Annotated in this window: 18 protein-coding genes; 10 read left to right on the top strand and 8 right to left on the bottom strand. The window is 37.1% G+C overall.

Features of this window, described 5'->3' with window-relative positions; translation table 11 throughout:
* The first annotated feature begins 89 nt into the window (after positions 1-89).
* Positions 90-488, top strand: a complete 399-nt coding sequence (locus AC2VNP_RS01000) for a hypothetical protein (RefSeq protein ID WP_486915269.1) — start codon at positions 90-92, stop codon at positions 486-488.
* Positions 489-631: 143 nt separating this feature from the next.
* Here AC2VNP_RS01000 and AC2VNP_RS00995 read toward each other — a convergent pair whose 3' ends face one another.
* From AC2VNP_RS00995 to AC2VNP_RS00975, 5 genes are read right to left on the bottom strand one after another with little or no spacing between them, the layout of a single operon-like run.
* On the bottom strand, positions 632-1,426 hold the full coding sequence (locus AC2VNP_RS00995) for a hypothetical protein (RefSeq protein WP_486915267.1): 795 nt from the start codon (positions 1,424-1,426) through the stop codon (positions 632-634).
* The gene (locus AC2VNP_RS00990) at positions 1,423-2,124 is read right to left on the bottom strand and encodes an ABC transporter ATP-binding protein (RefSeq protein ID WP_486915265.1); all 702 of its coding nucleotides are present in this window, start codon (positions 2,122-2,124) and stop codon (positions 1,423-1,425) included. Before AC2VNP_RS00990 ends, AC2VNP_RS00995 begins: the two co-directional genes overlap by 4 nt.
* A 5-nt stretch (positions 2,125-2,129) precedes the next feature.
* Entirely contained in the window at positions 2,130-2,501 is a 372-nt protein-coding gene (locus tag AC2VNP_RS00985; RefSeq protein ID WP_486915263.1) for a GntR family transcriptional regulator, read from the bottom strand.
* A gap of 22 nt (positions 2,502-2,523) precedes the next feature.
* Complete coding sequence (locus AC2VNP_RS00980; protein WP_486915261.1) at positions 2,524-3,477, bottom strand: ABC transporter permease; 954 nt, start codon at positions 3,475-3,477, stop codon at positions 2,524-2,526.
* Positions 3,474-4,394 (bottom strand): ABC transporter ATP-binding protein, encoded by a 921-nt coding sequence (locus AC2VNP_RS00975; protein WP_486915259.1) that lies wholly within the window; start codon positions 4,392-4,394, stop codon positions 3,474-3,476. The genes AC2VNP_RS00980 and AC2VNP_RS00975 overlap by 4 nt, the downstream gene beginning before the upstream one ends.
* Before the next feature lie 265 nt (positions 4,395-4,659).
* Between AC2VNP_RS00975 and AC2VNP_RS00970 the strand changes: the two genes are divergently transcribed.
* Entirely contained in the window at positions 4,660-5,607 is a 948-nt protein-coding gene (locus AC2VNP_RS00970; protein WP_486915257.1) for a nucleoside hydrolase, read from the top strand.
* Positions 5,608-5,675: 68 nt separating this feature from the next.
* A complete protein-coding gene (locus AC2VNP_RS00965) occupies positions 5,676-5,879 on the top strand; it encodes a hypothetical protein (protein ID WP_486915255.1) in 204 nt (67 codons plus the stop codon).
* On the opposite strand, the gene AC2VNP_RS00960 is transcribed toward AC2VNP_RS00965, so the two are convergent.
* Positions 5,880-6,827: an ATP-binding protein gene (locus AC2VNP_RS00960; RefSeq protein WP_486915253.1), complete on the bottom strand. Its 948-nt coding sequence runs from the start codon at positions 6,825-6,827 to the stop codon at positions 5,880-5,882.
* A gap of 139 nt (positions 6,828-6,966) precedes the next feature.
* Positions 6,967-7,044, bottom strand: a complete 78-nt coding sequence (locus AC2VNP_RS00955) for a hypothetical protein (protein WP_486915432.1) — start codon at positions 7,042-7,044, stop codon at positions 6,967-6,969.
* On the opposite strand from AC2VNP_RS00955, the gene AC2VNP_RS00950 reads away from it, so the two are divergent.
* The 7 genes from AC2VNP_RS00950 (at position 7,017) to AC2VNP_RS00920 (ending at position 12,105) form a co-directional block, all read left to right on the top strand.
* Positions 7,017-8,171 carry a MalY/PatB family protein gene (locus AC2VNP_RS00950; RefSeq protein ID WP_486915251.1) on the top strand — a complete coding sequence of 385 codons (1,155 nt, stop codon included), beginning with the start codon at positions 7,017-7,019 and terminating at the stop codon, positions 8,169-8,171. The two genes, AC2VNP_RS00955 and AC2VNP_RS00950, sit on opposite strands and share 28 nt — an antisense overlap.
* Positions 8,172-8,348: 177 nt before the next feature.
* On the top strand, positions 8,349-8,522 hold the full coding sequence (gene sda / locus AC2VNP_RS00945) for a sporulation histidine kinase inhibitor Sda (RefSeq protein WP_486915249.1): 174 nt from the start codon (positions 8,349-8,351) through the stop codon (positions 8,520-8,522).
* 93 nt (positions 8,523-8,615) lie between these two features.
* Positions 8,616-8,762 carry a hypothetical protein gene (locus tag AC2VNP_RS00940; protein WP_275120297.1) on the top strand — a complete coding sequence of 49 codons (147 nt, stop codon included), beginning with the start codon at positions 8,616-8,618 and terminating at the stop codon, positions 8,760-8,762.
* A 131-nt stretch (positions 8,763-8,893) separates the two neighbouring features.
* On the top strand, positions 8,894-9,400 hold the full coding sequence (locus AC2VNP_RS00935; protein WP_486915246.1) for a YwpF family protein: 507 nt from the start codon (positions 8,894-8,896) through the stop codon (positions 9,398-9,400).
* Positions 9,401-9,577: 177 nt separating this feature from the next.
* Positions 9,578-10,774 (top strand): bacillibactin exporter BcbE, encoded by a 1,197-nt coding sequence (gene bcbE / locus AC2VNP_RS00930; RefSeq protein ID WP_486915244.1) that lies wholly within the window; start codon positions 9,578-9,580, stop codon positions 10,772-10,774.
* Between the two features lie 30 nt (positions 10,775-10,804).
* On the top strand, positions 10,805-11,314 hold the full coding sequence (ytkD, locus tag AC2VNP_RS00925) for an RNA deprotection pyrophosphohydrolase (protein WP_486915242.1): 510 nt from the start codon (positions 10,805-10,807) through the stop codon (positions 11,312-11,314).
* Complete coding sequence (locus tag AC2VNP_RS00920; protein ID WP_486915430.1) at positions 11,314-12,105, top strand: alpha/beta hydrolase family protein; 792 nt, start codon at positions 11,314-11,316, stop codon at positions 12,103-12,105. Before ytkD ends, AC2VNP_RS00920 begins: the two co-directional genes overlap by 1 nt.
* 64 nt (positions 12,106-12,169) lie before the next feature.
* On the opposite strand, the gene pckA is transcribed toward AC2VNP_RS00920, so the two are convergent.
* Positions 12,170-13,753 carry a phosphoenolpyruvate carboxykinase (ATP) gene (pckA, locus tag AC2VNP_RS00915; protein ID WP_486915240.1) on the bottom strand — a complete coding sequence of 528 codons (1,584 nt, stop codon included), beginning with the start codon at positions 13,751-13,753 and terminating at the stop codon, positions 12,170-12,172.
* Positions 13,754-13,873 lie beyond the last annotated feature (120 nt).

Here is a 13,873-nt window from a genome sequence, read left to right as displayed (position 1 = left end):
TAGCTCATTACATTTTTATCTGATGCTTCAAAAAGTTGATAAAGTTGTGTATATTAGAAGGACAGTCTATGAATTGAAGAGGTGGAATCGTGAGTAAACTTAATATTAACCTTGTGCTTTGTCATGAAATCGACAAAGGTACAGGAGCATTAAAAGGCATACATAATCAATTTAAAAAAGGAGAAAAGGGAGTTACCTTCAGTCTCGTTATGTTTATCTCAGCTATCGATCAAATGGAGCGTGATTTACATTTAATTTTATTAGCTGGAGACGGGAAGCAGAAAGTATTAAGAAAAGTAACAGTAGAGCAGGGGGAAAAACAAGCATCAAATGATATGCATGTTAATACCTTTACTGATGTTGGGTTAGAAACAGGCTTATATGAATTTCGAGTGTTCTCTACACCAATAAGTGATGAAGCTGTTACGATGGAAAAGTTAGCAAAAGAAGGTACTCTAGAATCACTAGTTAAACTTAAAATTGTATAATAAGTAGAAGGGCTGTTCTATGAACATTCCCTTTTTATTGGTCTTTTCTCAACCTTATTAGGCGTCTAGAGCAACACAGACAAAAGTTAAATAAACGTTTAATTAAATAAGATCGACAAAAGGAGCCACCTGGGCTCCTTTTGTCATTTATACAATTGAACGTAACGATCTAATAACCAACTGGCGATGATGAGCAGGGTAACGATGATCACAGCCTCAGAGACAAGATAACCTAAATAAAACGTACCGTCCATATCCATGGACACACCAACGTCAGCTTCTATGAGCATCATCTGATGCAGTGTAGTCTGTATATCAGCAGGTGTAATAAGTGCTCCCCATTCAGTCAACGTACGGTAAATATCTGTATTCTTCACTATGTTCCAAACATAATGTGTACCGATTCCAATGGCAACAGCAAGGATCCAACCACCTTTGTAAACCGTTTTTGAAATGAAATATAACACGGTTGCAAAAGCTCCAAGTTGTAATGAGGTTAAAATTAAAATAAAGACTGGAACATACCAATACGTGTGAAAAAGCGAAAGTGCAATAAAAAATGCTTCACTTATTTGATTGTTAAATACAAAAATGAAAAGGTAAAAGCCGAGAAACGTAAGCGCAAGTGAAATCAAAAAGTGAGTAGCCACTGCTGAAAATTTGGCAGTGATAAGGGACCAGCCACTTTGAGGTATAGTTAACCACAAATTCACATTATGATTACGCCATTCTTTTGAGAGCGAGTCGAACATCCCAATCAATAAATAGATCACGTGGAGCATAAGAACCGGAACAAAACTCATTAAAATAAATTCGTTATTGTATCTCATCATGATAAAAAATATAGAGAGGAAGAAAACAAGTAAGAGACTTATATTTACAACTAGACGTAAATTGTTCGCTCGTAAATCTTTTTGATATAAGGCAAACCAGCTCACTTTAACACCTCTCTCATGAAATCAATTACACTTTGTCCTCGTTCTTCACGAAGTTGTTCTACTTCATTAAAGTATAGTATTGAACCATCTTTAATGAACAGAACTTGATCAAGTAGGGGTTCAATTTCTTCTACTTCATGTGTGGATAAAATGATTAATTGCTTTTCTAAGTCAGCATATTTAGCAAAAGCTTTAATAATGTCTTCTCTCACGATAGGATCTAGACCTGACAAGGGCTCATCTAGAAGAAGGCAAGGGACCTTTCGTCCAAGAGCAAGCGCAATCTTCACCCGGGCTCGGTTTCCTTTGGAGAGATGGCCGACCTTTTCTTCAATTGAAACATCAATATCATTTAAGATCTGTACTGATTTAGATCGATCAAAGTCAGGGAACACTTTTTCATAAAAGAGTAATGTATCTTTAACTGTATAGAAAGGGTATAAATCATCATCTTCTGACAGGTAAGCACAATGTTTCGTTGCTTTTCTAGACACATTACTTCCTAATAATTGTACAGTACCCGTTGATGTTTTGAGTAAGCCGGCAATGAGCTTTAATAACGTCGATTTACCACTTCCATTTGCGCCGATGAGGCCGATGATGCCAGGTTGATTTACCGAAAATGTAATGTTATCTACTGCTTTTTTCGTTCCGTACCGTTTCATTACATTTTCAACAGAAAGAATAGGTGTGCTCAATTTAGCTAGTCTCCTTTCTCTGTAATTTTGGTTTGCAGTCTTTGTAAAATTTCAGGCGGAGTAAAGCCAATACTTTTCATTTCTTCAATAAACGAATCCATTTGTTTTTCGGCAAGTTGTAGTCTAAGTTGTTTTATGACTTCCGGTTCATTCACGACAAATGTACCCTGGCCCCGTTTGGATTCAACGACACCCATCCGTTCCATTTCCATATAGGTTCTCTGAACCGTATTTGGATTAACGCCTGCATCAACGGCTGTTTCTCTAACAGAAGGGAGCTTTTCCCCGGGTTGAATGTGACCACTGCATATTTTATGAAAAAACCGATGCATTAGTTGATAATAAATTGGTTTTGTATTGTCAAAGTCACGAGACATAACTCATCTCCTTAACACCTAATTAAGCACCTACATCCCTTTTTACAAACATATAAGATGCAATTGCATGAAAAATAATAAAATATATGAGCAGCATCATTAGCGAAAAGCCTAATGTTAAGCCTTCAATGAGCGGTTGCTCTGTAAAGAATTGTTGAAGGTGTGTATTTGCAAATAAAATATACTTGACCCAATCGTATTGGCTTAAAGCAAAGACTAGCTGTGAGCCAGTAAACATTAAGAAGATCGATAAACCGATTGCTAACGATTGGTTACGGAAAACACTAGCAATCATGAAAGCAAAAGTTACCATCATTAATAATTCTACACTGTTTAGTACATAAATGAAAAGAATGTGTAAGAGCATCGGTGTTTCAGCTATCATTCCTTGTTCATAAGAAAGATTTACTGCATTCAAACTTTCAAATCCGAAAAATATGGCTCCAACTAGCAAAGAAGTGATAAGTAATACCGCTAGAAATACGATCGAAAAGCAAAAAGCAGAAATGTATTTAGAAAATAATATCTTTAAACGATGAACAGGCCGAATGAGTAAAAGTTTGATCGTACCAGACGAAAATTCAGCAGCTACTGATGTGGCGGCGAAAATGATTGTAAATAATGTAATGATACTAATAAGCATCGAACTGCTTAAAGTAAATCCAAAAATCGATTGATCACTAACAGGGGGGAGGTCGTTTGTAAGTCTGTATTCATTGATGGCGATTGTTTCTTGAAGAGCTTGTCGTTCTCCTTCAGAAATCACAGCGTCGTCTACAATTTGAGTTAGGTAAGCATTTTCAGCGGAAACAGCTGCTCTCCAGTCAGTTACTTCTTCAGAAGGCAGTAAAAATTTTGTAACGATACCGACACTTAATACCATAAAAACCAATAAACCAATCATCACCCATGTGCTCGTTCGTGAAGCTATTTTTATATTTTCATTGTGAATCTGGTTTACCATTCGTTTCATCATTTGCGACCTCCTGTCACTTGCAAGAATTTATCCTCTAATGTTGTTGTTTTTCTTTCAATTAAATAAATTTGTAGGTCCTTTTCAACAAGTTCACGTGTAATTGAAGGAATCTCCTCAAAAGAAGCAATCACTTGCAAATGTCCATTTTCTATCTTGCTATGGAGTTGTGGGAATTTCTCGTTGATGACCGTTAAAGCACGATCTAAAGGCTTAACCTCGAACCGATACGATTGTTTTTCTTCTTCATTAACAAAATCTCTAACCGTCTTGATGTCAACCATTTTCCCGTCTTGTATAATTCCGATCCGATCACACATCAGTTCCATTTCTGAGAGTAAATGGCTTGAAACGAGAATGGCTAATCCGTCTTCGTGTGCCAACCTTCGCAAGTAGTCGCGAATTTCTCGAATTCCAGCCGGGTCGAGGCCATTTGTAGGCTCATCTAAAATAAGAAGGGACGGGGAGTGCAAAAGAGCTTGAGCGATACCTAACCGTTGGCGCATACCAAGGGAATATGTTTTTACTTTGTCTTTAATACGGTCTGTTAACCCCACTAATTCGATGACTTCTTTAATTCTTTCTTCCCCAACACCATCTACCATGCGGGCATATTGCCGTAAATTTTCAATGCCGCTTAAGTAGCTGTACATTTCGGGATTTTCAACAATTGCACCAGTATGAGCAATTGCTTTTTCGAATTCTTTTGAAATATGATTTCCCTTGATGTATATATCACCTTCACTAATGGAAATGAGTCCTACGATCATACGAATGGTTGTTGTTTTCCCAGCACCATTTGGCCCTAAAAACCCGAAAACTTCACCGGGATACACATCGAAAGAGACCGAATCGATGATCTTTTTATTTTTAATTACTTTAGAAACGTTTTGTACGGAAAGAACCGTGCCTTTGTTCATAATAGTCACCTCTAATATTAATTGTTTAGTGTACTAGTTAGATAATACACTGTTATTGGTCGGTTTGTAAATGTATAAAAGTAGAACTGTTAATTATTTTATCAATCATGGATTTCTCTATAGGTTCTTATAGATTTCCATCATTCAATCATCAATATCCTTGACCACAACCATCATGAACTTTAATGGGAAGAAAAGCGTGGTTTATTATTCATCTTGCAAGAATATGTATTTAATAACGATAAAAAATGAAAGGAGTTTATTCATGAAAAAAATCCTCCTTTTTTGTGACCCGGGTATCGATGACTCTTTGGCTATAATGTACGCCTTACTTCATCCTAATTTAGAAGTCGTTGGAATTGTGTCTAGCTATGGAAATGTTCCTCAAGAAAAAGCAACGAATAATGCTGCCTATTTACTGAAGTTAGCTGGCAGAGAGGATATACCCCTAATTGGTGGAGCAAAAGGCCCGCTGTCTGGTGAAATTACGGTTTACTATCCTGAGATTCACGGGCCAGAAGGGTTAGGTCCGATCAGACCTCCAGAAACCATTGTCGGTGAACTTTTAAACTATGATCGCGTATTTGATATTATTGAACAACATAAAGGAGAGCTTACAATTGTTGATGTGGGCAGGAATACATCATTGGCAATTGCTTTTATTCTAGGAGAAGAACATATGAAAAAAGTGAAGGAATATTTTATTATGGGCGGAGCCTTTTTAGTTCCTGGTAATGTTACTCCAGTAGCCGAAGCTAATTTTCACGGCGATCCGATTGCAGCGAATCTGGTGCTGACTAAAGCAAAAAATGTAACGATTGTCCCTTTAAACGTAACGAACGAAGCAATCGTTACTTCCGAAGTGGTAGACTATATTACGCAAGTTCAATTCAACCCCTTTACCCCTTTAATTCAACCTATTTTTGAGTTTTATGCCGATGCTTATCGAGAGCTTGTCCCAGGACTGAACGGCGCACCGATGCATGATGTGCTGACTTTAAGTGCATTAACGAAGCCAAAAGTGCTTCAATACATTGAGCGTCCCGTTACAGTTCAAATATTAGAGGAAACGAGTGGGCAGAGTGTTACTGATTTTCGACCTGGTTGGGAGCCGGAACCGACAGATCTTTTACACCGTGTAGCTTTAGAGTTAGATTATCAATTGTTTATCTATGATTTTATAGATGTCATGACAAAATCTCTTAATGAGTAGATCCCTTTTTAGTTTTTATTAGATAAGGTATGATAGAGAAAATGAACAAAATTGGTAGGGTGAGTAGGATGAATGAACAGCAAGCGATTGAATTATTAGAGCAATTGAGAAACGGGGCACAGGAGAAGGTCTTTATTTCAAAAGAGGACTTTATGGTTTTTCGGAATCAATTAGTTCTTCAAAAGGATCGACCTTCTTTTGTTGGAACAGCTGATAAAGGTGGAACCGTTACATATGTATACGTAGAGCAACACGAAGAAGGGCAGAGTTAATTAATTCTGCCCTTCTGTTCTATGATTAAGGGTGGCAGGATAGATATTTTGTGTGAGCTCTTTTTCCTGAATAGGAAGGTAGATAATGAAAGTGGAACCGACTCCTTTTTTACTATGAACTTCAATTCGTCCCTCTAGACAATGAACGAGTTGGTAACAATGCATCAGTCCAAGCCCAGTTCCTTTTTCTTTTAATGAATAAAACGGGGTGCCGATTCGATCCAATTCACTTTGGGTCATACCAATCCCTTCATCACTGATTCGAATCGTCACTTCTTTCTTGGAAACGTCACCATAAACCGTTATTTTGCCTCCAATTGGCATTGCTTCAATTCCATTCGTTATGATGTTGGACAATACGCGTTTCAATTTCTGAGAATCTGTTTGGAATATTCCATTATTACGTAAGGATACCACAATGTCTATGTTTTGCGATTTACAAGTGGTTGTAAGGTCCACGGAGATTTCATGAAGGAGAACATCTAGGGAAGTCGGGGTCAAACGTAGTTGACCAGGATGAGTGATACGAATATATTTCTCCACGACTTCTTCAACTGTTGTGATTTCTCTTAGAATTAATTGAACATACTCCTGTTCTTTAAGAGGGAGCTCTTTTTCAGCTATTAGTAATTGAAGAAAGCCTTTTGCCGAGGTTAGAGGATTTCGTATCTCATGAGCAACGGCGGCGGTTAAATTTGTAATCGCATGAAGACGATTAATTTTTTTATAATAGCTTTGATTATGTATGTTGTATATTCGTTTCTTGTTAAGCTTAGTTGTAACATAGAAAACACCAAGAAGAAGAGTGGCTTGGATGATGATAAATTTAAAGAGATACGAATTGTAACTACTAGTAGAAAGGTTAAATACAAGGCTGGACCCAATTAAAAGTCCACCGAAAAAGAAGATATACATCATAGAATATTGAAAATGCAAATTATTAAACAAAAAGCTCCCTCCAATGGATTGATATATTACAGTTCAAGCTTCATTTATTTCTAAACGGGGTCTTCATAAATCCTCTAGTTAAATCAATCGTTGCGTTGACGTTTTATAGAAGCCCTTGATAGTACGATCAAAATAAAGTCTAACTAGATTTGAAAAGGAGGATGAAGAATGACATCACGCTTTGATCATGTGGAAAATCGTAAAGGTACTCATTCAATGAAATGGGATGCTGTAGATAAGCTTTATGAAGGTGAAGACTTATGGCCAATGTGGGTAGCGGATATGGACTTTTCAGCGCCGCCTGAAGTCATAAAGGCAATTCATGAAGAAGTCGGAAGAGGAATTTTTGGTTATCCGGTTAGGTCTTCTTCTGTTGATTCTGCCGTACAATCTTGGTTAAAGAGAAGGTTGAATTGGGAGGTTGACGCAGAAGAGTTAGTGTACACATCGGGAGTCGTTCCAGCTATTTCGCAAATTATCAAACGGTTTACCGATCCAGGAGATAAAGTGATCATACAACCACCTGTCTACTATCCTTTTTTTAACGTAGTGACCAATCAGGATCGTCAATTAATTGAAAACCCATTAGTTTTTGACGGATCTCATTATCGAATGGACCTAGAACATCTACGGTCGGTTATTGATCATAAAACGAGAATATTATTATTATGTAGTCCGCATAATCCGGTCGGGCGAGTATGGACAGAAGAAGAGCTTCAGAAATTAGCAGAAATTTGCATTGAACATGATTTATTAGTCATATCTGATGAAATTCATTGTGACATCATTTTTAAAGGACATCAACATATACCAACAGCTACATTATCAGAGGAGATGAAACAACGAACGATAACATGTATGGCCCCCAGTAAAACGTTTAATCTAGCAGGATTGCAAACCTCTTATACGATTATCTCTAATCCAGCTCTAAGGAGAAAGTTTAAGAACCATCTCAGTCGAGAATTCTTAAATATGTTTAATTCAATTGGTGCGGTGGCTATGGAAGCTGCATATAACGAAGGTGAAGCGTGGCTAGAAGAATTCCTTTCTTATCTAAAAGGAAACGTTCAATTTGTCAAAACATACATCGAAGAGCATATGCCGAAAATTAAAGTTGTTCATCCTGAAGGTACCTATTTATTATGGTTGGATTGCAGTGAATTGGGGATGACGGCTCAAGAAAGAAAGAAGTGGCTTACTGAGCAAGCGAAATTAGCCTTAAGTAACGGAATTGTGTTTGGTAAAGAAGGAGAGCCATTCGAACGAATGAATTTAGCTTGTTCACGGGATTCGGTAAAGGAAGGACTTAAGAGATTAAAAAAAGCATATAACTCTTTAAAGTAGTATAACTACTTTAGTTTACACTAGGAATATTAATGAATTGTTAAGTAGAGGTGTTAAATCACACAGTAAGTGTTAAAAAAGTATGATAAATCTGATAATTTTCCTTGAAATTTGATATTAAACCTTGTATCTTAAAACATGTTGTGAATAATTACCATGCTGAAAGAGGGCAAAGTTATGTATCATATCGATAATGAATTGTTATTAGATGTTTATGCGAAGGCACTAGAACTCGAATTAGACGAGGATTTCATAGCGTTATTAAAAGAGGAACTTGAGGAAAGAGAGCTGTTAGGTTCATTGACTCCTTCCCAAGCTGACAAAATTAAAGTCTTGCACCCACAATGTTAAAAAAATTAAAATATTTGAAGGTATTCCTATAAGTAATGTCTAATAAGTAGAGTGGTGTTCAAAATGAAATCTAATACAAAGGAGTCATCATTCATGACCTTTGATAAGTTTTACAATGATTTAGTTACCGAATGTACTTTAAAATTAGGAAGAAAACTTACGAAAAAAGAGCTGGAGTTTATTATGTGGGTGAAAGAGCGCCAATATGAAAAAAAGTATAACAATTTAAAAAGTTCTTAAACCTTATTATGTTGAGGCTGACACAAACTATTGAGTCAGTCTCTTTTACGTTTAGGCCAAGATGAACATGCATCATGATAAAATATATGTTTTAATGATACATATAAAATGTAGTTAACGGAGGCGATCGTGTGAAAACTTATCGGTTATTTTCACTTCGAGTGTTGCAACCTCATGAAAAAGGGGTTAGTCAGGTTGATATTCCTTTACAAGATGGTCTAATTATCGATATGGAAGATAGCGCCAAAAAATGGTTAATCGATGCTGTTATTCATCAAGATGGTATCGGTCTTTTTGAAAAGTGTGATGAGGAGAATGGGAAATTAATTATTGAAGCAGTAATTACAAGTGAAAATAATTATCCGGCGACGATGGTGACAAAGGTGCGAAAAATTACTCACCTGTCGAATAAAGTGAGTATTTTACTGGATGGATTAATGGCCGTCCGAAAAGATGACATTATAGATGTTATTCTAGAAAGTATCGTTGATGAAGGTTTAACGGGCGAAGCCTTACTCGAAGAATTCAAAAAAAGAAAAGCAACCCGTGGTGTCGAAAAAATCGTAGAAAATATATACAAACAAGTAAACTCCGATGAAAACCTTAGCTTTCATAGTACGGAACCTAGTGAAAAATAAATGTCCATAAGATATATAACTAAAGTTCCAAAGCAGTAAGCAGTACAAAAAAAGTTTACGACGTGAGTGTTAGAAGACTACAGGCTGCTGGTTGGCAAACTCCCAATTAATCCAACGTATAGAATCACCCCGATGTATTATACTACACATATTGATTGGACTTTGGGGGGAATTGTGATGGAAGAGAAAAAGACATGGGATTTGGTCTCCATAGCCTCCATACCGTTAGTAATGACACTTGGGAATTCCATGTTAATACCTGTCTTGCCAGCAATTGAAAAAGAATTGAATATTTCAGCGTTGCAAGTAAGTATGATTATTACGGTTTACTCGGTTGTTGCTATCATATGTATTCCTATTGCAGGTTATATGTCGGATCGTTATGGACGAAAAAAAATCATTATTCCTAGTTTAATCATTGCAGGGATTGGAGGATTAATCTCCGGATTTGCTTCTTGGCAAATTGATGATCCTTATGGAATTATTATTTTCGGTAGACTGTTACAAGGGCTGGGGGCAGCTGGTGCTTCACCGATTGTACTGCCTTTAGTAGGTGATCTGTTTAAACAGGAAAGTGAAGTAAGTGAAGGATTAGGGATCATCGAAACATCGAATACATTCGGTAAAGTTTTAAGTCCAATCCTAGGGGCACTCCTTGCAAGTTGGGTTTGGTTTATGCCATTCTTTGCCTTTCCAGTCTTTTGCACGATTTCGATTTTTTTAATGATATTTCTAGTTAAGACTCCGTCAAAAACTGGAGCACCTCTTGCATTTAAGGATTTTCTACATTCGGTAAAAAGAATATTTACTAATGAAGGTCGCTGGTTATATGCGATCTTTTTAATCGGCTGTATTTGTATGTTTGTTATCTTTGGTGTACTTTTTTATTTATCAACGATGCTTGAGGAACAATACGGAATTGATGGTGTGAAAAAAGGGATTATATTAGCTATACCATTAGCTGCACTTTGTCTATCGTCTTATATAACTGGAAAAGGAATTGGTGAAGAAAAAATAAAGATGAAATGGATGACAGTGATTGGATTAGCATTATTAACCATATCTGTTTTTTCCATATCGTTTTCAACAGATATTTATGTTCTTCTAACAGCACTATTTGCAAGCGGAATAGGAATTGGAATTGCCTTACCTAGTCTGGATGCCCTCGTAACAGAAGGGATAGCAAAAGAGCAAAGAGGAACGATTACTTCCATTTATAGCAGTATGCGCTTTGCTGGGGTTGCCCTTGGACCACCTGTCTTTGCTGTTCTTATGAAAGCATCTCACTTTATTTTATTTTTTACAAATACACTTGTTTGTATTGCTGCTCTCGTAACGGCATTGGTGGCGATTAAGCCGACAGAAGATGAATAGAAAAAAACAATTAGGGTTGAGGAGAAATAAATGAGTAAGTTCATAAGTTTTTATGATGAAAAAGGATATCTTGTTGAATTAAGTCTAGGTACGACACCCTTTTCACTACAGCCAAAGCATGTGCTAGTTATTTCATTTTACAAAGGAAGTTGGTTATTCATCCAACATCCGAAAAGGGGGATTGAATTCCCAGGTGGAAAAGTGGAAAAGGACGAAACCGTTGAATATGCCGCCAAGCGAGAACTCTTTGAAGAAGCAGGAGCAATTTTGAATGAACTGCATTATGTAGGCCAATATAAGGTTAACGATCCAGATGGAGAATTTGTTAAAAATATTTATTTTGGTCTAGTCAAACAACTGATAAAGAAAGACGATTATTTAGAAACAAATGGTCCAGTATTGATGAAAAACTTCCCATTAAATATAAAGGAAGATGTTCGCTTTAGCTATATTATGAAGGATCGAGTGATAGAAATTGGTATGAAGGAAGTAAATGAAAAGTGGAACCATTTACTTACGGAGAGAAAGGGAGCGGAGTGATGGATGGTCAAGTCATCGAAAAAGTACGCTTACCTTCACCACACCCCAGAATAAAGCTTTATATAGTAACTTATAGAAGTGACGGTCTAAGAGTTAAAGGTTACTTAGCTGAACCTGAAACTGATGAAAAACTACCTGGATTTTTATACTTAAGAGGCGGAATTAAAAATGTAGGTATGCCGAGAATTGCGAGACTTATTCAATTTTCTTCAGAGGGCTTTGTTGTTTTTGCCCCTTTTTATCGGGGAAATAAAGGGGGAGAGGGGCAGGAGGATTTTGCGGGTGATGACCGTAATGATGCGATAAATGCATGTTGGCTCTTACATAGACATCCGTCTGTTCAAAAGGACAGTATTCATCTATTTGGGTTTTCTCGCGGTGGTGCCATGGCTTTACTTACAGCTTCTGAATTGAATTTTATTCGTTCAGTGGTGTGCTGGAACGGTGTTTCTGATATGAAACTTACGTATGAAGAACGGCTTGATTTACGGCGAATGATGAAGCGAGTCATTGGAACACCCGCTAAATATCCAGAACGGTATGACTGGAGAACGCCACTCAATGTCAGCGAACAAATTTCCTGTCCCATACTTCTTATCCATGGGCAACAAGATGAACATGTTTCGATTGAGCATAGTTATCGATTAGAAGCGAATTTAAATAGTAAAGGGAAGAGCGTTGAAGCTTGGTATTACGAACAGTTTAATCATTTCTTTCCAGAACCGGACAACCGAAGAATTGTTGTACAGTTGACGCAATGGATGAAACGGCAGAGTCAACACGGTATATGAAGACAAATAACAAATGGTTTTCATAGGAAAAGGAGACTGACATCAATCAGTCTCCTTTTTCTTATTAAACGTTTGGACCTGCATTTTTAATATCTTCTGTAACGTTTTCGAACTTTTCGAAGTTCTCTTTGAACTTGTTTGCAAGCTCTTGAGCTTTTTTATCGTACTCTTCGCCATTAGCCCAAGTCAGCTTCGGTTGAAGAACTTCATCTGGAACACCAGGGCAGTGAACAGGGACGTTCAGGCCGAAAATTGGATCTACTGAGAATTCAGCAGAGTTTAATTCGCCTTGAAGAGCCGCTTGGATCATTGCACGAGTGTAAGCTAAGTTCATACGCTTCCCAACACCGTAAGGACCGCCTGACCAACCTGTATTCACTAGGAACACTTGTGCATCGTGTTGCGAGATTTTTTCACCTAACATTTCAGCATAACGACGAGCTGGTAATGGAAGGAATGGTGCACCGAAACAAGTTGAGAATGTTGCTTCAGGCTCTGTAACCCCACGCTCAGTTCCTGCTAGTTTACTAGTGTAACCAGATAAGAAGTGATACATCGCTTGCTCTTTTGTTAACTTACTGATTGGAGGTAATACACCGAAAGCATCAGCAGTTAAGAAAATAATTGTATTTGGATGGCCAGCAATACTTGGCATTAATGTATTTGGAATAGCCTCTAGTGGGTAAGCTACTCGAGTATTTTCTGTAAGGCAAGTGTCATCGTAATCAGGATTTCCTGTTTTTTCATCAAGAACAACATTCTCTAATACTGAACCAAAACGAATTGCATTCCAAATTTCTGGCTCTTTTTCATAAGATAAATTGACGCATTTAGCATAGCATCCGCCTTCAACGTTAAATACCCCGTTGTTAGACCAACCATGCTCATCATCACCGATCAGGTAGCGGTTAGGATCTGCAGATAACGTTGTTTTACCCGTTCCAGAAAGTCCGAAGAATAGGGCAACGTCTCCTTCTTTACCAGCATTTGCTGAACAGTGCATAGAAAGAACATCTTGTTCTGGTAATAAGTAGTTCATAATAGAGAAGATTGATTTTTTCATTTCACCAGCATATTCAGTACCGCCAATTAGAACAACTCTCTCTTCGAAAGAAACAATAATGAATGTTTCAGAGCGAGTCCCATCCACTTCAGGGTCTGCTTTAAAGTTCGGAGCAGAAATAACCGTGAATTCAGCTTCGTGGTTTTCTACTTCTTCTTGAGATGGACGGATGAATAATTGTTTTGCAAAAAGGTTATGCCAAGCATATTCGTTAATTACTTGGATTGGTAGACGATAGCTTTTATCAGCACCAGCAAAGCCGCGGAAAACAAAAAGTTCTTCTTGTTCTTTTAAGTAGTTCATTACTTTGTTATATAATTTAGTAAATACTTCTTTTTCAATTGGTTGGTTAACAGAACCCCAGTCAATTTTGTCTTTAACTGAGTCTTCCATAACGATAAATTTATCTTTAGGTGAGCGTCCAGTGTATTTTCCCGTAGCTACACTTAATGCACCTGTTGAAGTTAAAGCACCTTCATTTCTCATTAGTGACCTTTCGACTAATTTAGAAACAGGAAGATCTAGGTGAACATTCTCTCCTCGTAAAATATGCTCTAATTCAGTAGCGAAGCTAATTGTACTCATTGGTCACAAAACCCTCTCTTTTTTATATTTTATAATTATGTTAGTTAGGATTAACAATTAATTTTTTATGTTGAAATTAGTATAACACATTTTACTAAATAGTCTATACTATTATTTCAA

It is taken from the genome of Alkalihalobacterium sp. TH-98 (assembly GCF_057473385.1).
The sequence above is the reverse complement of the archived record's forward strand: the minus strand, read 5'-3'. Positions and strand labels throughout refer to the sequence as shown.